General features: G+C 68.0%; 19 protein-coding genes. 7 read left to right on the top strand and 12 right to left on the bottom strand.

The window, feature by feature from the left end:
* The 8 genes from AC1D1T_RS07305 to AC1D1T_RS07270 form a co-directional block, all read right to left on the bottom strand.
* Window positions 1-396: beta-ketoacyl synthase N-terminal-like domain-containing protein (locus AC1D1T_RS07305; protein ID WP_477991694.1), on the bottom strand; the 396-nt coding region annotated here is incomplete at its 3' end.
* A gap of 28 nt (window positions 397-424) precedes the next feature.
* Window positions 425-664: an acyl carrier protein gene (gene acpP, locus AC1D1T_RS07300; protein ID WP_009552529.1), complete on the bottom strand. Its 240-nt coding sequence runs from the start codon at window positions 662-664 to the stop codon at window positions 425-427.
* A 153-nt stretch (window positions 665-817) separates the two neighbouring features.
* Complete coding sequence (gene fabG, locus AC1D1T_RS07295) at window positions 818-1,579, bottom strand: 3-oxoacyl-ACP reductase FabG (RefSeq protein WP_477826034.1); 762 nt, start codon at window positions 1,577-1,579, stop codon at window positions 818-820.
* Window positions 1,576-2,514 (bottom strand): ACP S-malonyltransferase, encoded by a 939-nt coding sequence (fabD, locus tag AC1D1T_RS07290; protein ID WP_465114066.1) that lies wholly within the window; start codon window positions 2,512-2,514, stop codon window positions 1,576-1,578. The genes fabG and fabD overlap by 4 nt, the downstream gene beginning before the upstream one ends.
* A gap of 68 nt (window positions 2,515-2,582) precedes the next feature.
* Window positions 2,583-3,575 carry a beta-ketoacyl-ACP synthase III gene (locus AC1D1T_RS07285; RefSeq protein WP_047499876.1) on the bottom strand — a complete coding sequence of 331 codons (993 nt, stop codon included), beginning with the start codon at window positions 3,573-3,575 and terminating at the stop codon, window positions 2,583-2,585.
* Window positions 3,572-4,675 (bottom strand): phosphate acyltransferase PlsX, encoded by a 1,104-nt coding sequence (gene plsX / locus AC1D1T_RS07280; RefSeq protein WP_465114170.1) that lies wholly within the window; start codon window positions 4,673-4,675, stop codon window positions 3,572-3,574. Before plsX ends, AC1D1T_RS07285 begins: the two co-directional genes overlap by 4 nt.
* A 190-nt stretch (window positions 4,676-4,865) precedes the next feature.
* Window positions 4,866-5,048, bottom strand: coding sequence for a 50S ribosomal protein L32 (gene rpmF / locus AC1D1T_RS07275; RefSeq protein WP_047499872.1), 183 nt, complete (start codon window positions 5,046-5,048; stop codon window positions 4,866-4,868).
* A 132-nt stretch (window positions 5,049-5,180) separates the two neighbouring features.
* Window positions 5,181-5,771, bottom strand: coding sequence for a YceD family protein (locus tag AC1D1T_RS07270; protein WP_477839189.1), 591 nt, complete (start codon window positions 5,769-5,771; stop codon window positions 5,181-5,183).
* Between AC1D1T_RS07270 and AC1D1T_RS07265 the strand changes: the two genes are divergently transcribed.
* A complete protein-coding gene (locus AC1D1T_RS07265; RefSeq protein ID WP_477826032.1) occupies window positions 5,770-6,363 on the top strand; it encodes a Maf family nucleotide pyrophosphatase in 594 nt (197 codons plus the stop codon). The genes AC1D1T_RS07270 and AC1D1T_RS07265 overlap by 2 nt on opposite strands.
* Before the next feature lie 3 nt (window positions 6,364-6,366).
* Complete coding sequence (locus tag AC1D1T_RS07260) at window positions 6,367-7,128, top strand: SAM-dependent methyltransferase (protein WP_477826031.1); 762 nt, start codon at window positions 6,367-6,369, stop codon at window positions 7,126-7,128.
* A gap of 26 nt (window positions 7,129-7,154) precedes the next feature.
* On the opposite strand, the gene AC1D1T_RS07255 is transcribed toward AC1D1T_RS07260, so the two are convergent.
* Window positions 7,155-8,687: a DEAD/DEAH box helicase gene (locus AC1D1T_RS07255; protein WP_477991693.1), complete on the bottom strand. Its 1,533-nt coding sequence runs from the start codon at window positions 8,685-8,687 to the stop codon at window positions 7,155-7,157.
* 143 nt (window positions 8,688-8,830) lie between these two features.
* On the opposite strand from AC1D1T_RS07255, the gene AC1D1T_RS07250 reads away from it, so the two are divergent.
* Window positions 8,831-9,997, top strand: a complete 1,167-nt coding sequence (locus tag AC1D1T_RS07250) for an FAD-binding oxidoreductase (protein ID WP_477828269.1) — start codon at window positions 8,831-8,833, stop codon at window positions 9,995-9,997.
* Here AC1D1T_RS07250 and AC1D1T_RS07245 read toward each other — a convergent pair.
* Genes AC1D1T_RS07245 through AC1D1T_RS07235 form a run of 3 tightly spaced genes read right to left on the bottom strand, consistent with a single transcriptional unit; the run spans window position 9,912 to window position 12,783 of the window.
* Entirely contained in the window at window positions 9,912-11,279 is a 1,368-nt protein-coding gene (locus AC1D1T_RS07245; protein WP_477991692.1) for a hypothetical protein, read from the bottom strand. The two genes, AC1D1T_RS07250 and AC1D1T_RS07245, sit on opposite strands and share 86 nt — an antisense overlap.
* A complete protein-coding gene (locus AC1D1T_RS07240) occupies window positions 11,279-12,610 on the bottom strand; it encodes a class I SAM-dependent methyltransferase (RefSeq protein ID WP_477839197.1) in 1,332 nt (443 codons plus the stop codon). Before AC1D1T_RS07240 ends, AC1D1T_RS07245 begins: the two co-directional genes overlap by 1 nt.
* Window positions 12,607-12,783 carry a hypothetical protein gene (locus AC1D1T_RS07235; RefSeq protein ID WP_477991691.1) on the bottom strand — a complete coding sequence of 59 codons (177 nt, stop codon included), beginning with the start codon at window positions 12,781-12,783 and terminating at the stop codon, window positions 12,607-12,609. Before AC1D1T_RS07235 ends, AC1D1T_RS07240 begins: the two co-directional genes overlap by 4 nt.
* A gap of 203 nt (window positions 12,784-12,986) precedes the next feature.
* Here AC1D1T_RS07235 and AC1D1T_RS07230 point away from each other — a divergent pair, with 203 nt between their 5' ends.
* From AC1D1T_RS07230 to AC1D1T_RS07215, 4 genes are read left to right on the top strand one after another with little or no spacing between them, the layout of a single operon-like run.
* On the top strand, window positions 12,987-13,361 hold the full coding sequence (locus AC1D1T_RS07230) for a MarR family EPS-associated transcriptional regulator (protein ID WP_477829333.1): 375 nt from the start codon (window positions 12,987-12,989) through the stop codon (window positions 13,359-13,361).
* Window positions 13,358-14,287, top strand: coding sequence for a GDP-L-fucose synthase family protein (locus AC1D1T_RS07225; RefSeq protein ID WP_477839201.1), 930 nt, complete (start codon window positions 13,358-13,360; stop codon window positions 14,285-14,287). Before AC1D1T_RS07230 ends, AC1D1T_RS07225 begins: the two co-directional genes overlap by 4 nt.
* Before the next feature lie 36 nt (window positions 14,288-14,323).
* Entirely contained in the window at window positions 14,324-15,457 is a 1,134-nt protein-coding gene (gene gmd / locus AC1D1T_RS07220) for a GDP-mannose 4,6-dehydratase (protein WP_477825226.1), read from the top strand.
* Window positions 15,454-16,494 (top strand): FAD-binding oxidoreductase, encoded by a 1,041-nt coding sequence (locus AC1D1T_RS07215; RefSeq protein ID WP_477991690.1) that lies wholly within the window; start codon window positions 15,454-15,456, stop codon window positions 16,492-16,494. Before gmd ends, AC1D1T_RS07215 begins: the two co-directional genes overlap by 4 nt.
* The last annotated feature ends 5 nt before the right edge of the window (window positions 16,495-16,499 follow it).

The following is a 16,499-nucleotide window of genomic DNA, read 5'->3' as shown; positions in this document are numbered from 1 at the left end:
GCGCGGACCGCGGTCGACCAGCTCGGCATGGGTTTCCTCGATCATCGGCAGGCCGCCGATGCCCGAGCCCACGAGGCAGCCGATGCGCTCGGCCTCTTCCTCGCTCAGCGCGTCGCCGGTGGGCAGGCCGGCGTCTCGCACCGCCTGCATCGACGCGGCTAGGCCGTAGTGGATGAAGGTGTCCATGTGCCGGGCTTCCTTGGCGGGGAAGTACTCCTCCACCTTGAAGCCCTTCACCTCGCCTGCGAAATGACAGGCAAAGGGCGACGCATCGAACTTGGTGATGGTCGCGATGCCGGAACGCCCGGCCACGATGTTGGCCCACCCCTCGGCCACCGTGTTGCCCACGGGACTGATGAGGCCGAGCCCGGTGATGACGACGCGGCGACGGCTCATGCGATGCTGCTCAGTTGGGAACGAAGGCTCAGGCCTTCTGGTGCTTGACGGCGTAGTCGATCGCCAGCTGCACGGTGGTGATCTTCTCGGCTTCCTCGTCGGGGATCTCGATGCCGAACTCGTCTTCGAGGGCCATCACCAGTTCCACGGTGTCGAGCGAATCAGCGCCCAGGTCTGCCACGAAAGCCTTCTCGTTGGACACATCGGCTTCCGGAACGCCCAGTTGTTCCGCGATGATTTTCTTCACACGTGCTTCGATATCGCTCATGACTCCTCCAGGAGGGTTTGCTGAAACAGCCCGAGATTCTAAGGCTTGCAGGGTGTCGACTCTAAGTCAGGTCTACACGCTGCAAACCAGGTTCCGGTCGGGGCCTTCCGGTCTGTGGGGTGACACGTTCGACGCAGTTCGGCGTCGTTGGCGTCAATTCATGAACATGCCGCCATTGACATGCAACTCCGTGCCGGTGATGTAGCCGGCCTGGGCCGACGCCAGGAAGGCCACCGCATGCGCGATGTCGCTGGCCTGGCCGAGCCGGCCCAGCGGGATCTGTGCCAACAGCCCGGCGGTCTGCTGCTCGGAGAGCTCGCTCGTCATGTCGGTCTGGATGAAGCCCGGCGCGACGCAGTTGACGGTGATGCCGCGGCTGCCGAGCTCGCGTGCCAGCGCGCGCGTCATGCCGGCGACGCCGGCCTTCGATGCCGCGTAGTTGGCCTGGCCGGCGTTGCCGCTCGAGCCGACGACCGACGTGATGTTGATGATGCGGCCGAAACGCTGCTTCATCATCGGGCGGATGACGGCGCGGCTGATGCGGAACACCGCCTTCAGGTTGGTGTCGATCACCGCATCCCAGTCGTCGTCCTTCATGCGCATCGACAAGGTGTCGCGCGTGATGCCGGCGTTGTTGACGAGGACCTGCAGGCCGCCGTGCTCCTTGACGATGGCATCGACCGCCGCCTCGACGCCGGGGCCGTCGTTGACGTTCAGGCACAGGCCGCGGCTGCCGGCGAAGGCCGACAGGGCCTCGCCGATCGCGTCGGCACCGGCCGGCGTCGTCGCGGTGCCGATCACCTTGGCGCCCTGCGCCGCCAGCGCCAGCGCGATGGCGCGGCCGATGCCGCGCGAGGCGCCGGTCACCAGCGCCACCTGGCCTGCCAGCGAGGACTCGTTCTTTGGATCACTCATGCCAACAGACCTTTCGCTTCCAGCAGCGTGGCCGGATCATGGATCGCGGCCGTGACCGCATCGGCATCGATGCGGCGGATCGTGCTGGCCAGCACCTTGCCGGGCCCGCACTCGAAGATGTGGCGGATGCCGCGCGCGCGGATCGCCTGCACCACCTCGACCCAGCGCACCGGCCCGAAGGCCTGGCGCACCAGCGCATCGCGGATGGCGGCCGGATCGTCCTGCACCGCGACATCGATGTTGTTGACGAGCGGGATGCGCGGCGCGTTCAGCGTGACGCCGGCCAGCTTCGCCTTCAATTGCTCGGCGGCCGGGCGCATCAGGCTCGAATGGAAAGGCGCCGACACCGACAGCTGCAACGCGCGCTTGGCGCCCTTGTCCTTCAGCAGGCTGCACGCGAATTCGACGCCGGCCTTGGTGCCGGCGATCACGGTCTGCTTCGGGTCGTTGAAGTTGGCCGCTTCGACGACCTCGCCGGACGCCGCCGCAGCCTCGGCGCAACCGGCGCGCACGACATCGGCATCGAGCCCGAGGATGGCAGCCATGCCGCCCGCACCGACCGGCACCGCCTGCTGCATGGCCTGCGCCCGGAAGCGCACCAGCGGCAACGCATCGGACAGGCTGATGACGCCGGCCGCCACCAGCGCGGCGTACTCGCCGAGCGAGTGGCCGGCCACGGCCGCGGGCTGCAGCCCGGTTTCGGCGAGCCACGCACGCAGGCAGGCGACGCCGGCGGTCAGCATCACCGGCTGGGTGTTCTCGGTCAGGTCGAGCGCTTCCTTCGGGCCGGCATGGATCAGCTGACCCACGTCAACGCCGAGCGCGGCCGAGGCTTCGGCCAGCGTGTCACGCACGGCCGCGTGGCCGCCCCAGGCGTCCAGCATGCCGACGGCTTGCGAGCCCTGGCCAGGAAAGACGAATGCGAACGGAGTCATGTCAGCGCCTTGTAGTCGCGGCAACGCAGATGAAGAGAGAGATCGCGGACGGGCTGCCGAGCGTGTGCTCAGTAGTCGAACAGCACCGCGCCCCAGGTGAACCCGCCACCGACGCCCTCGAGCATCACGGTGTCGCCGCGCTTCACCGTGCCGGCGCGCACCGCGACATCGAGTGCCAGCGGGATCGAGGCGGCGGACGTGTTGCCGTGTTCGTCCACCGTCGCGATCAGCTTGTCCAGCGGCAGCTTCAGCTTCCTGGCCGTGCCCTGCATGATGCGGATGTTGGCCTGGTGCGGGATCAGCCAGTCGATGTCGGCATCGGTGCGACCGGCCTTCGCGAGCACCGAGCGCGCGACGTCCTCGAGCACGCCGACGGCGAGCTTGAAGACCGCCGGTCCGTCCATCTTCAGCAGCGGGTCGCCGGTGATCTTGCCGCCAGACACCGAGCCGGGCGTGCAGAGGATGTCGACATGGCGGCCATCCGCATGCAGTTCGCTCGCGAGGATGCCGGGCGTGTCGCTCGCCTCCAGCACCACGGCGCCGGCGCCGTCGCCGAACAGCACGCAGGTGGTGCGGTCGTTGAAGTCGAGCAGGCGCGAGAAGATCTCGGCACCGACCACCAGCGCTTTGCTGGCCGCGCCGGTGCGAATCATCGAATCGGCCACCGTCAGCGCATAGACGAAGCCGGAGCACACCGCCTGCACGTCGAAGGCGGGACAGCCGGCAATGCCGAGCTTGCGCTGCAGGATGGTGGCGGTCGATGGGAAGACCATGTCGGGCGTCGAGGTCGCGACGATGATCAGGTCGATCTGCGATGCGGCGACGCCGGCCGCCTCGAGCGCACGCTGCGCGGCCGGCAGGGCCAGGTCGCTGCACGGCACGTCGGCTTCGGCGAAATGGCGGGCACGGATGCCGGTGCGCGCGACGATCCACTCATCGGAGGTCTCGACACCCTTGGCAGCCAGTTCGGCGGCCAGGGCTTCGTTGGTCAGGCGCTTCGGCGGCAGGTAGCTGCCGGTGCCGGTGATGCGCGAATAGCGGGTCGCAGAGGGTTGGGTCATGCAGCGAGGGCGGCACCGTCGGACGACGCACCGCTTGCACTTGCAGGGGTGGGCAAGGCATGCAGCGAATCGCGAATCCGGTCGTGCACCCGATCCAGCAAGTGATTGCGGGCCGCATCATAAGCCCGATTCAAGGCCTGCTCGAACGCATAGGCATCGGACGAGCCGTGCGCCTTGAACACCAGGCCACGCAGGCCGAGCAGCGCGCCGCCGCTGTAGCGGCGGTGGTCGACACGGTGCTTGAAGTGGTTCAGCACCGGCAGCGCCACCAGCGCGGCCATCTTCGTGAAGATGTTGCGGGTGAATTCCTGCTTGATGAAGCTCGACAGCATCGACGCGAGGCCTTCGGCGGTCTTCAGCGCGACGTTGCCGACGAAGCCGTCGCAGACGACGATGTCGGTCGTGCCCTTGAAGATGTCGTTGCCTTCGACGTTGCCGTGGAAGTTGACGTGGCCGCCTTCGGCCGCGGCGCGCAGCAGCTCGCCGGCGCGCTTGATCGTCTCGTTGCCCTTGATGACTTCCTCGCCGATGTTCAGCAGGCCGACGCTCGGGTTCTCCTTGCCGTCGACCGCCGCGACCAGCGCGCTGCCCATCACGGCGAACTGCAGCAGGTGCTCGGCGCTGCAGTCCACGTTCGCGCCGAGATCGAGCACGGTCGTGTAGCCATCCTTCTGGTTGGGCATCACCGCGGCGATGGCCGGGCGATCGATGCCCTCGAGCGTCTTCAGCAGGTAGCGCGCGACGGCCATCAACGCGCCGGTGTTGCCGGCGGACACGCAGGCGTGTGCACGCGGCGGCTGGCCGTCGGCGCCGGACTTCAGCTGCATCAACGCCACGCGCAGCGAAGAGTCCTTCTTGCGGCGCAGCGCCACCTCGACCGCGTCGTCCATCTCGACGACCTCGGTGGCCGCGACCACGTGGCAGCGATCCCAGCCGGTGGCCGGCGCAAGCGCCTCGGCGCGGCCGACGAGCACGACCTCGGCCAGCGGGTGGGCGGCCAGGAAGGCACGGCAGGCCGGCAGCGTGACGGAGGGACCGTGATCGCCGCCCATGCAGTCGACGGACAGGCGAATGACATCGGTCGCGGCGGGCGGCGACATCGGGTTCATGGGTGCAGCAGCAGAAGCAGCGAACTCAGGCAACGAACGCCGGAGCGATCGCCACCCAAAAGACAAACACCCGGCACTGCGACGGTCCGCAGGCCGGGTCGATGCAAGGTCTCGCAGGGTTCACGCATCATGCCTTGGCCGCGGCAATGCGCGGGTCCGGCGAAAGTGCGCGACAACCGACTCAGGCGTCAGCCTTGGTCTTCAGGACCTTGCGCCCACGGTAGAAACCGTTGGGGCTGATGTGGTGACGCAGGTGCGATTCGCCCGTGGTCGGCTCGATCGCGGTGCCCGGGGTGACCAGGGCATTGTGCGAACGGTGCATGCCGCGCTTGGAAGGCGACTTCTTGTTTTGCTGAACGGCCATGAAAATTCTCCTTGAGCCTCCTGACACTCGCAGGAGCCAGGCGGGGTGCGCTGAAATCCCCAGGGCTCCGGGGACGCAATCAACGCTTTGACGAAAAAGCCTGCGATTCTAGCATGGCCTCCCAGCCCCGGATCAATTGGGGAGGTGGCCGCGCTTCAGGGCGGCCAGGGCCGCGAACGGGTGAGCCTCCTTCCCGGCCTCCTCCTCTTCCGGCGAGACCGGCACGGCCAGCGGCTGCGGGCACTGCTCGTGGCGCGGCACGATGGGCAGCGCCAGCAGCAATTCATCCTCGACGAGCGTCAGCAGGTCCAGGTCGCGGCTCAACGCCAGCACGTCGTGTTCGCTGTCGGCGTCCAGCGCCGCGGCTGCATCTTCACCGGCCACGAACTGGATCGAACTGTCGATCGACAACGGCACGGCCATCGGCGACAGGCAGCGCTGGCATTGCAGGGTCACGCTGGTCTCGGCTGTCAGATGCAGCCAGGTCTCGGCGCTGCCGGCGCGCCCTTCGCGGCGCTCGCCCTCGGCTGTCCAGGCGATTTCGGCACCACTTTCAGGCAGGGTGCTTTGCTTCAGGCGCAGCAGGTCGTCCTGCGACCAGCGGCCTTCGAGCCGGACGGATTCCTGGGCGAACGCATCGGCATCCAGGTGGCGGGGATCAGTGACTCGGGACTTCATCCTTCCAGTGTACGGGCGCGCGCGCGATGGGAGAATCCGCGGCATGACCCCACGCCCCCCGCTGATCCTCGGCTCGACCTCGCGCTACCGGCGAGAGCTCCTTGAGCGCCTGCGCCTGCCGTTCGAGGTTCGCTCGCCCGAGGTCGATGAAACGCCGCTGGCGGGCGAAACACCCGCCGCACTGGCCCTGCGGCTGGCCCTGGCCAAGGCCCGCGCCGTCGCAGCCCACGCACCGGACGCGGTGGTGATCGGCTCCGACCAGGTGGCCGACCTGGAAGGCACGCCGGTCGGCAAGCCCGGAGACCACGCGCGCGCCGTCGCGCAGCTGCGCTCGATGCGCGGCAAGGCCGTCGTGTTCCAGACCGCCGTCGCCGTCGTGCACCGGCAGGCCGGCTTCGAAGCCTCGGTGCTGGTGCCGGTGCGGGTGCGCTTTCGGGACCTGTCCGACAACGAGATCGAACGCTACCTGCGCGCCGAGCAGCCTTACGACTGCGCCGGCAGCGCCAAATCGGAAGGCCTGGGCATCATTCTGTTGACCGCAATCGAATCCGATGACCCGACCGCGCTGATCGGCCTGCCGCTGATCCGCACCGCCGAACTGCTGCGGCAGGCCGGCATCGACCCGCTCGCCCCCTGATCGATGACGACCTCCGGCCAGCTCTTCCTGGTGCCGAACACGCTGGATTTCGGCGTCTCGACCGACAGCGACCTGCGCGAGGTGCTGCCCGCCGGCGTCTTGCGCACCGCCGCGGGCCTGGGCCACTGGGTCGCCGAGAACGCGAAGACGACGCGCGCATTCCTGAAGCGGGTCGACGCCGTCCAGCCGCTTGCGCGGCCGCTGCAGGAGATCTCGATCGTCGAGCTGCCCCGGCCGCCGAAGGGCCGCGAGGCCGGCGCGCCGCCCGACCTCAAGCCCCTGCTGGCGCCGGTATCGGCCGGGCACGACATCGGGCTGATCTCCGAGGCCGGTTTGCCGGCGATTGCGGATCCGGGCTCGGACCTGGTGCGCGCCGCGCATGCGATGTCGATCCGGGTCGTGCCGCTGTCCGGCCCCAGCTCGCTGCTGATGGCGCTGGGCGCCAGCGGCCTGAACGGGCAAAGCTTCGCGTTCGTCGGTTACGTGCCGGTCGATGCAGCGCAGCGTGCAGGCCGCCTGCGTGAGCTGGAATCGCTGTCGCGCAAGTTCCGGCAGACCCAGCTGATGATCGAGACGCCGTATCGGAACGCATCGCTGCTGGCGGCGCTGCTCGCCACGCTGAACCCGGACACCCGCTTGTCGGTGAGCTGCGGGCTGACGCTCGCAGGCGCCTGGACCCGCTGCGACACGGTGGCCCGCTGGCGCAGCCAGCCGGCCGAGCTGCCGAACGACGTGCCGGCCGTGTTCTCGCTGCTGGCGGGCTGAGCGGCCCCGTCAGGCCTGCCGAGCTGTCAGGCCTGCGGCGGCGTGACCTTGGCGCCGAACAGCGCCGCGATCTTCTTCTTCGGCTTGATGTTGGGCGACAGGCGGCTCGTCGACGGAGCGGCTGCGGCCTTGCTTTCCCAGGCCGCCTCGGTGGTGGCGCTCGGCTCGTAGGGCTTGTCGAAGAACGGATCGGCCGGCGGCCGCGGCGGGGCGTAGCTGCGTTGCGGGCGGGACTCGCCGGGTTCGCGTGGCTCGCGGGGTTCGCGTGCCTCGCGGGATTCCGCCGGCGCATCGTCCCAGCTGCGGCGCGGCCGCTCGGTGCGGTCCGACATGCGCGGTCGCGCCTCGTCCAGTTCGAGCGGCTCGAGCTCGATCTTCTTCTTGATCAGCTTCTCGATGTCGGACACCAGCCGGGCATCGTCGCGGGTGACCAGCGTGACCGCCAGGCCCGAGGCCCCAGCGCGCCCGGTGCGGCCGATGCGGTGGACATAGTCCTCGGCATTGAACGGCACGTCGAAATTGAAGACCGCCGGCAGGTCGGCGATGTCCAGGCCGCGCGCGGCCACGTCGGTGCAGACCAGCACGTCGACCTCGCCGCGCTTGAACGCTTCGAGGGCCTTCAGGCGCTCGTCCTGCGACTTGTCGCCATGCAACGCGTTGGTCTTGAGGCCTTCGCGCTCGAGCGAGCGAGCGAGGCGGGCACAGCCGAGCTTGGAGTTGACGAACACGATGGCCTGCTTCAGCGCGCGCTCGATCAGGATCTTGCGGATGGCGGCGCGCTTGTCGTCTGACGACACGCTGTAGAAGCGCTGCTCCACGTTCGTCGCCGTCGCGTTCGGCCGCGCCACTTCGACAAGGATCGGATCCTGCAGGTAGCTTTCGGCCAGCTTCTTGATCTCGGTCGAGAAGGTGGCCGAGAACAGCAGCGTCTGGCGCTGCTTCGGCAGGTAGCTCAGGATGCGCTGCAGGTCGGGCAGGAAGCCGATGTCCAGCATGCGATCGGCCTCGTCGAGCACGACGTACTCGACCTGGTTCAGCACCGCGTTCTTCGCCTCGATGTGGTCGAGCAGGCGGCCCGGGGTGGCGATCAGCACCTCGACCCCGGCCTTCAGCTCGAGCGTCTGCGGCTTCATGTCGATGCCGCCGAAGACGACGGCCGCGCGCAGCTTGGTGTGCTTGGAATAGGTCTTGATGTTCTTCGCGACCTGGTCGGCCAGTTCGCGCGTGGGGGCCAGCACGAGTGCCCGCACCGGGTGGCGAGCCGGCGACATGCTGGCGTTCTCGTGGCGCAGCATCTTGTGCAGCAGCGGCAGCGAGAAGGCGGCCGTCTTGCCGGTGCCGGTCTGCGCGGCGCCCATCACGTCACGGCCGGCCAGCACGATCGGGATCGCCTTGGCCTGGATCGGCGTGCACTGCGTGTAGCCGGACTCGGCGACGGCTTTTTGCAGCACGGGCGCCAGGCCGAGGGAAGCGAATTCCACCACGGGCGGGGGGACCGAAGCGTCGGTAGAGCCGGGGGAGGATTCGGTGACGGACATGTCCGTGGGGGAAGAGATCATCCCCGGATTATCCTCCGTGCCGTTCGGACCGCCTGCGTCCAATGGTTTTGGTGCCAGATCAGGGCGATTTCAGGGCTGATCAGCGGTTTCCCGATCGTAGACTGTCAGGCCCATCCACATCCCGCAACGCCGTCGGCTACCCGATGCCCGTTGTCCACCTCTCCACCGGCAAGACCTTCGAAACGCATGGCGGCGAGTCCGTGCTCGATGCCGGCCTCGTGTCGGGCGACACCTCGCTGCTGCATGCCGAGATGGAGTTGAGCGACGAAGAGCGCGCGGCCGGAAGCATCCTCACCTGCGTGCGCACCGCCACCAGCGACATCGCACTGGCGGTCGAAGACCTGGGCGATGTCCACCTCGCGGCAGCCCGCACCTGGCCGTGCCGGTTGCAGTCGATCCAGCGCGTGTCGCCCGACGTGGTGCGGGCGACATTGCGCCTGCCGCCTGCCAGCACCTTCACGTTCGTCGCCGGCCAGTACATCGACGTGATCGGCCACGGCGGCGTGCGGCGCAGCTACTCGCTCGCCTCGGCCCGGGCCGAGGCCATGCCGCTCGAACTGCACGTCCGCCAGGTCCCGGGCGGCGTGATGAGCGAGTACTGGTTCGGGCAGGCCTGCACCAACGACCTGCTGCGCCTGCATGGCCCGCTGGGCACCTTCTTCGTCCGCGAGACCGAGGGGATGCGCCTGGTCTTCCTGGCCACCGGCACCGGCATCGCACCGGTCAAGGCCATGCTCGAGCCCTGGGCGATGAACAATTTCATCCGCGACGCGCTGTCGGGCCGCGAGATCCGCGTCCATGGCGAAGGCACCAGCCGACGCAGCTACCTGTACGGCAGCGACGTCGCGGCCTGGCTGCTGCAGGCCTGCCTGTCGGGCCAGGACGGAGCCGCCTACAACCTGGGCGGCGACGAGCCGCTGAGCCATGCCGATGCCGCGGCGCGGGTCGGGTCGGCGCACGCACGACCCCGTCGCCGCAGATCCTGCTGCGCAGCCACCAGAAGGACGACGGCCGCAGCCACGACTTCTTCCCCGACCTCGGCCACACGGCGAAGGCGCTCGGCACCCGGGTGGTCATCGATGTGGAGACGGCGATCGAGCGGACCATGCGGTGGCATGCGGTGCGGCTGGCGGCCGCGCGGCGCCTGCGTGTGGAGGCCTGAGAGGCAGGTCCGCCCCGAGAACCCAGGCTGCCTGCTCAGCCTCCTGGTGAGAATGGCTCGGTTCAGGGCGGGTTCACCAGCAGCGAAAAGATCCCGCCGTTGTTCTCCATCCCGTCCAGCGAGGGCAGGGAGTCCCCTGCCACGATGACCGGAACCCGCTCGTCGAGCAGGTCCCGCGGAGGCGGACATCCGTTCGTGGCGTAGAGCGCGTTGGAACACCAGACCCAGGGCCGCAGCGGGTGGTCTGAGAAGATGACGATGGTCAGCCGGTCGAACCCTGACCGACGGGCGCGGTCCACCATGCCCCGCACCAGCTTGACAGCCCGCCCGACGTTCTCGCGGTAGTGCACCGCGAGGGGGCCACCAACCGTCGAACCGGGTGGATGGGGCAGGGGCACGTGCGCATACATCATTCCGCCGCGGCTCCACAGCGGAGCCCGCCAGATCGCCTGCTCGAGTTCCGACACGAAGCCCTGCCAGCGGTCGACGTGCAAGGTTGCGCATTGCGCCTGGGCGGCATCGCTGCCCAGGCCCAGCCGGCGTGCGAAACCGCAGCGCCACCGAGCCGGGTCCAAGACGGCAGAGACGGGTGACAGCCGGGCACAGTAGCGCAGCCCCCGCATGGCGCAGTAGGGCATGTAGAAGCCGATCACGTCGACGTCCGGGCGGGTGGCGGAGATCATCGAGAAATCCAGCGCCGCGGAATCGCTGCAGACCGTGGTCCAGCCGCAAGGCTTGGCCTGCCCGAAGGGCTGTCCGGCGAACAACTGCGGGACGACCTGCGCCGTCGCGTGGGCGACCGGCTGCACGGACTTGAATTTCACCGGCAGGCCTGCCTCGCGCAAGACCTCGACAAAAGGGGCGGCCGCCCCCGCATTGAGTTCGTCGAGCAGCAGGTAGATCTGCGCTGACCGACCCGGCTTTTCGGCCCTGGCTTCGGCAACGGGCGGCCAGGCGTGGGGTCGGGCGACGAACTGGCCCACCATCTGCTGACTCGCCACGAACAGCATGCAACCCAGCACCAGGGCCCAGCGGCAGCGGCTCCAGGACGTCTGGGGAAGTCCAGACAGGAGCAGCAGCGACACGACGCAAGCCACTCCGACGCCCTGCCCCAGGACGGTCCGCGCGAGCGTTGCGTCTCCGAATGCGCTGCGTACATCGGACCAGGCCAGGAAATAGAGCGAGACACAGGCCGCGCCCACCACCACCAGGCGCTGCCCACGTTCGAGCCAGCGGGCCGGCAGCGCGAAGCGCATCGACACCCACAGGCAAGCCAGCGCCACGCTGCAGCCCATCAGGCCCGCAATGCGCAGCGCTTCAGCCGACAGTTGGTGGAAGTGCTCGCGCATGCCGAGCTCCAGCCCAGCCGCACCGAGAAGCGCTGCCGCGGCCAGCAGGTTGGCGCCCGGCCGGCTGCTCCAAGGGTGCATCAGGCCGGCGTCCTCATCAGGGCCAGCGTGCGGTGGGCGGGACCGAGGTTGACCTCGGCGCACAGCTGAAAGCCGGCCTTCAGGAAAGCCGCCTTCTGCCTGTCGATGCTGAACTCATGCGGGTCACGCTGGCGCTGGGCGCAAAGCAATTTCATCTGCGGGTCCTCGGGCCCGATCCATTCGACAACCAGCCAGCGACGCGACAGGCGCCGTGCCATCTGCGCCACGACCTCGATCGGGATGGACGCCGCGACCGCCAAGTGATGCACGAGTGCCAGCATCAGCACCAGGTCTGCGGATTGCTCCAGGCGCGCGGCCAGGCCCGAGTGTTCCTCCCCCAGCCATCCCGATCCGCCTTTCATGTCGTCCAGCGCCGCAACCACGGGGTGCAGGCCCGGTCCCGAGGGCGACCGGAACAGCGCCTGCACGCAATCGTGGTCCCCATCGATGGCGATCACCTGGGCACCCTGCGCCAGCGCCATGCGAGAAAACTCGCCGGTGTTGCAGCCGAGATCGGCCACCCAGCCCGGCCGGATCTCCGCCAGCCATTGCGCAAGCTGCGAACGCTTGCGTTGCAGGCTGTCGCCCCCGTAGTGCCCGCGGTCCTGCGTGTAGTCGCCCCAGGCTCCCTTGCGCCGCCGCGGTTCGGGCGGGGCCACCCCGCCGAGCCACCATTCAACGGTCGCATGCAGCGATCTCCGGAACCTTGCAATGGCCGCAGGATCAGCCGGCTCCGCGATGCGTCCCGGGCCATCGGCAGCCGCTCCAGGAGCCGGTGCCCGTGCCATCAGAAGCCAATGTCGACCGAGGTAGCGAGTCCAGCCCATCATGTCGCGTGCCGCATCGGGTGGCACGCCATCGCGCCAGGCCGCGAATGCGCGGTGCGCCTTCAAGCCCCGGTGTCGGGACAGGAGCAAGGGCAACACGAAATGACGCGCGTACTGGCCGAGGGCCCACCAGTTCCTCTCACGCAAGGGCGTGAAGGACAACAGGTCGCAGAACACCGGCTGCGTGCCCGAATACAGAACGTTCCACGCCGAGGCATCCTTCAGATCGAAGCCCGCGTCGACCGCTTCCTTCTGAAGCTGCAAGGTGAGCTGCGCGGCGCCGTGAAGTTGCGCGTCACACCATTCATGAGGGTGGGAAACGAAGGGCAGCCTCGGCGAGACGACCGTATCGGGCTGCGTCACCTGGTAGGCCACGAGCCGTCCATCGTCACACCATCGGCGCGCCAACGGCGAGTGCAGGAAATGGCCCGCGTCGAGCGGCCTGTTCACGGTCCGGACGAGTTGTGCTGCCTCGAAGCGGATCGCCCCTTCCGGATCCCTCATCGCTTCGTCTTGGCCAGGCGGGCCAGATAGGCCCACAGCCTCCTGAACCCTTGGATCGGATGGCGGATGAAAAGCAGGCCGGCACCGACCAGCGCGATCAGGCCTTGCCAGAGCACCAGCCCGGTACCGGGGTCGACATAGGCCCACGCCGGGGCCGGCGCCAGCAAGGCCAAGGCTGCGAGCACGGGAAGTAAAGGCATGGAGACCTCGTGTGGCGCAGCCCGACTGGATCCGCGTGAAGTTGGCCCCGAACGGGCAGGCATGATTTGCGACTCAGCTTTTGATTGTGGCACGGCTGTGACACCCGGCTGCGCCGCCACCCAGGCAGCACCGGGCGTCGCGCCCCTTGCGGGTATGATGGCGGCCCGTTCAACACTTGAACAAGCTGTTCATGCCGCAGGAAGATTTCGACCTCGAACTCTTGCGCCAGCTCAACGCCGAGCCTGCCGCCAGCCAGCGCAGCCTGGCGGCTCGGCTGGGTGTCAGCCTGGGCAAGTTGAACTACTGCCTTCGCGCGCTGGTCGACCGGGGCTGGGTGAAGGCCAACAATTTCCGGCGCAATGATCACAAACTTGCCTACGCCTACTACCTGACCCCTCGCGGCATGGCGGCCAAGCTGCAGCTCACGGCCGCCTTCCTGCGCCGCAAGGAGCAGGAGTTCGAGGCGCTGCACGCGGAACTGCAGGCCTTGCGGCGTGAGCTCGCCACACCCGCTCCCGCGGCAGAGAACCCAGAGCAACCTCCCAAATGAACTTGAATACCAAGATCCTTGTCGCTGGTGCCTCGGGCATGGTCGGCTCGGCACTCGTGCGCCGGCTGCAGGCGCGCGGTCACACCGACGTGCTGGCCGTCGGGCGCCAGCAGGTCGACCTGCTGGACCAGCGTGCCGTCTTCGCCTATCTGGAGCAGACGCGGCCGGACTACCTGTTCGTCGCCGCGGCGAAGGTCGGCGGCATCCAGGCGAATGCCCTGTACGGTGCCGACTTCCTCTACGAGAACCTGCAGATCGAAGCCAATCTGATCCACGGCGCCCACCGCGCCGGCGTGCAGCGGCTGATGTTCCTCGGCTCCAGCTGCATCTACCCGCGCGACTGCCCGCAGCCCATTCGCGAAGAATACCTGCTGACCGGACCGCTGGAGTCGACGAACGAGCCGTACGCGATCGCCAAGATCGCCGGGATCAAGCTCGCCGAGAGCTACAACCGGCAGTACGGTCGCCAGTACGTCTGCGCGATGCCGACCAATCTCTATGGCCCGAACGACAACTACGACCTGGCCAGCAGCCATGTGCTGCCGGCCTTGATCCGCAAGGCTCACGAAGCACGACTGCGCGGCGATCTGGAATACACCGTCTGGGGAACCGGAACGCCGCGGCGCGAATTCCTCTACGTCGACGACCTGGCAGACGCCTGCGTGCACCTGATGGAGCTCGGCTACGACGGCCCGATGGTCAACATCGGCACCGGCACGGACGTGACCATTCGCGAGCTGGCCGAGACCGTGATGCAGATCGTGGGGTTCGACGGCCGCATCGTTTTCGACAGCAGCAAGCCGGACGGAACCCCGCGCAAGCTGCTGGACGTCAGTCGCCTGGCGGCACTGGGCTGGCGCGCAAGCACTTCCTTGCGCGACGGCATCCGGGCGGCCTATGACAGTGCTCCATTCCGCCGCGCCTGAGCCCATCCCCCTCGCATTGTTGAAAGAAGACCTTCCATGACCCAGCCCAAAGTTGCCCTCATCACCGGCGTCACCGGCCAGGACGGCGCCTACCTCAGCGAGCTGCTGCTCGCCAAGGGATACGAGGTCCATGGCATCAAGCGCCGCGCCTCGCTGTTCAACACCGACCGCATCGATCACCTGTACCAGGATCCGCACGTCGACCACCAGCGCTTCAAGCTTCACTACGGCGATCTGACCGATTCGACCAATCTCATCCGCATCATCCAGCAAGTACAGCCGGACGAGATCTACAACCTCGCTGCGATGAGCCATGTCGCGGTGTCGTTCGAAACGCCCGAATACACCGCGAACGCCGATGGCATCGGCACGCTGCGCATCCTCGAGGCGATTCGCATCCTCGGCCTCGAGAAGAAGACCCGTTTCTACCAGGCGAGCACGAGTGAGCTGTACGGCCTGGTGCAGGAGATTCCACAAAAGGAAACCACGCCGTTCTACCCGCGCAGCCCGTACGCGGTGGCCAAGCTGTACGCCTACTGGATCACCGTCAACTACCGTGAGGCCTACGGCATGTATGCCTGCAACGGCGTGCTGTTCAACCACGAGAGCCCGCTGCGCGGCGAGACATTCGTGACGCGCAAGATCACCCGAGCAATGGCCCGCATCGCGCTGGGCCTGCAGGACTGCCTGTATCTCGGCAACATGAGCGCACTGCGTGACTGGGGACACGCGCGTGACTACGTCGAGATGCAGTGGCTGATGCTGCAGCAGGCACAACCGGAAGACTTCGTCATCGCGACCGGTGTCCAGTACAGCGTGCGACAGTTCGTCGAGTTTTCTGCGCGCGAGCTGGGCATCCGGATCCGCTTCGAAGGGGAGGGCGAGAAGGAGGTCGGAGTCGTGGCCGAGGTCCTGCCGGCCACCGGCAAGGAGCCCGTCAAGTGCAAGCCCGGCGACGTGATCGTGCGCGTCGACCCGCGGTACTACCGACCCACCGAGGTCGAAACCTTGCTCGGCGACCCCAGCAAGGCCAAGGCGAAGCTCGGCTGGGTTCCCCGCACGACGCTGCCCGAGCTGGTCAAGGAAATGGTCGAGGCCGACTACGCCAGCGCGCGCCGCGACAGCCTCGTCAAGCTTGCGGGCTTCCAGGCCTACGACCACCACGAGTGACCGCGGTTTCTCCCCCGGCTTTCCTTCAGTGCGCCATGTCTCTCGTCCACACATCCAGCGGCAAGACCTTTCGGGCGGATCCCGGCGAATCGCTGCTGGGTGCAGCGCTGCGCGCCGACGTGGCGATGGCCTACAGCTGTCGCACCGGACGCTGCAGCTCGTGCAGGAGCCGGGTCAGCGCCGGCCGCACCATCGCGTTGCACGACGAGCTGGGGCTGAGTGCGCAGGAGCGCGATGCCGGCTGGATCCTGACCTGCGTCCGGACCGCCGAGACCGATGTCCGGCTGGAGATCGAGGATCTAGGCAACATCCACTTGCCGCAGGCTCGGACCGTACCGTGCCGCATCCAGTCCCTCGACCGCCTGGCGCCGGATGTCCTCAAGGTGATGCTGCGCCTGCCACCCACCACGGCGTTCGATTTCCTGCCGGGCCAGTACGTCGACGTGATCGGGCACGGCGGCATCCGCCGCAGCTACTCCATCGCCAACCTGCCCGGACCCGAGAAGCAACTCGAGCTGCACATCCGGGAAGTGCCCGGCGGCACGATGAGCGCCTACTGGTTCGGCCAGGCGAAGCCGAACGACCTGCTGCGCCTGCATGGCCCGCTTGGCACATTCTTCCTGCGAGAGATCGACGGCGTCGACATCGTCTTCCTCGCCACCGGGACAGGCATTGCGCCGGTGAAGGCCATGCTCGATGACCTGGCTCGCGATGCCCGTGCCGACGGCGCCCGTGCACGGTCCATTTCGGTGCTGTGGGGTGGACGGATCCCGCACGATCTCTACTGGGATGTCGCCGCGCATCCCTCGGCACCGGTGTTCACGCCGGTGCTGTCGCGCGCCGATTCCGGCTGGACCGGCACGCGTGGCCATGTCCAGCAGGCGCTGCTGGGACAACCCCATGACTGGAGCCGCACCGTCGTGTACGCCTGCGGCTCCGAGGCCATGATCCACGGCGCCCGGCACGAGCTGCTCGCTGCGGGCCTGGCCGAACACCACTTCCATTCCGACGCGTTCGTCTGTTCCGCGTCGGCCTGATCAGA

The organism is Rhizobacter sp. P2_H3, assembly GCF_056403355.1.
Note: the sequence above shows the minus strand (reverse complement) of the source record. Positions and strands in the feature narration are given on the sequence as shown.

Excerpts from the sequence above, each read along its gene's own strand:
- acpP (WP_009552529.1), bottom strand. The coding sequence starts at position 664 with ATGAGCGATATCGAAGCACGTGTGAAGAAAATCATCGCGGAACAACTG.
- fabG (WP_477826034.1), bottom strand. The coding sequence starts at position 1,579 with ATGAGTGATCCAAAGAACGAGTCCTCGCTGGCAGGCCAGGTGGCGCTG.
- fabD (WP_465114066.1), bottom strand. The coding sequence starts at position 2,514 with ATGACTCCGTTCGCATTCGTCTTTCCTGGCCAGGGCTCGCAAGCCGTC.
- AC1D1T_RS07285 (WP_047499876.1), bottom strand. The coding sequence starts at position 3,575 with ATGACCCAACCCTCTGCGACCCGCTATTCGCGCATCACCGGCACCGGC.
- plsX (WP_465114170.1), bottom strand. The coding sequence starts at position 4,675 with ATGTCGCCGCCCGCCGCGACCGATGTCATTCGCCTGTCCGTCGACTGC.
- rpmF (WP_047499872.1), bottom strand. The coding sequence starts at position 5,048 with ATGGCCGTTCAGCAAAACAAGAAGTCGCCTTCCAAGCGCGGCATGCAC.
- AC1D1T_RS07265 (WP_477826032.1), top strand. The coding sequence starts at position 5,770 with ATGACCCCACGCCCCCCGCTGATCCTCGGCTCGACCTCGCGCTACCGG.
- AC1D1T_RS07270 (WP_477839189.1), bottom strand. The coding sequence starts at position 5,771 with ATGCCGCGGATTCTCCCATCGCGCGCGCGCCCGTACACTGGAAGGATG.
- AC1D1T_RS07260 (WP_477826031.1), top strand. The coding sequence starts at position 6,367 with ATGACGACCTCCGGCCAGCTCTTCCTGGTGCCGAACACGCTGGATTTC.
- AC1D1T_RS07255 (WP_477991693.1), bottom strand. The coding sequence starts at position 8,687 with ATGATCTCTTCCCCCACGGACATGTCCGTCACCGAATCCTCCCCCGGC.
- AC1D1T_RS07250 (WP_477828269.1), top strand. The coding sequence starts at position 8,831 with ATGCCCGTTGTCCACCTCTCCACCGGCAAGACCTTCGAAACGCATGGC.
- AC1D1T_RS07245 (WP_477991692.1), bottom strand. The coding sequence starts at position 11,279 with ATGCACCCTTGGAGCAGCCGGCCGGGCGCCAACCTGCTGGCCGCGGCA.
- AC1D1T_RS07240 (WP_477839197.1), bottom strand. The coding sequence starts at position 12,610 with ATGAGGGATCCGGAAGGGGCGATCCGCTTCGAGGCAGCACAACTCGTC.
- AC1D1T_RS07225 (WP_477839201.1), top strand. The coding sequence starts at position 13,358 with ATGAACTTGAATACCAAGATCCTTGTCGCTGGTGCCTCGGGCATGGTC.
- gmd (WP_477825226.1), top strand. The coding sequence starts at position 14,324 with ATGACCCAGCCCAAAGTTGCCCTCATCACCGGCGTCACCGGCCAGGAC.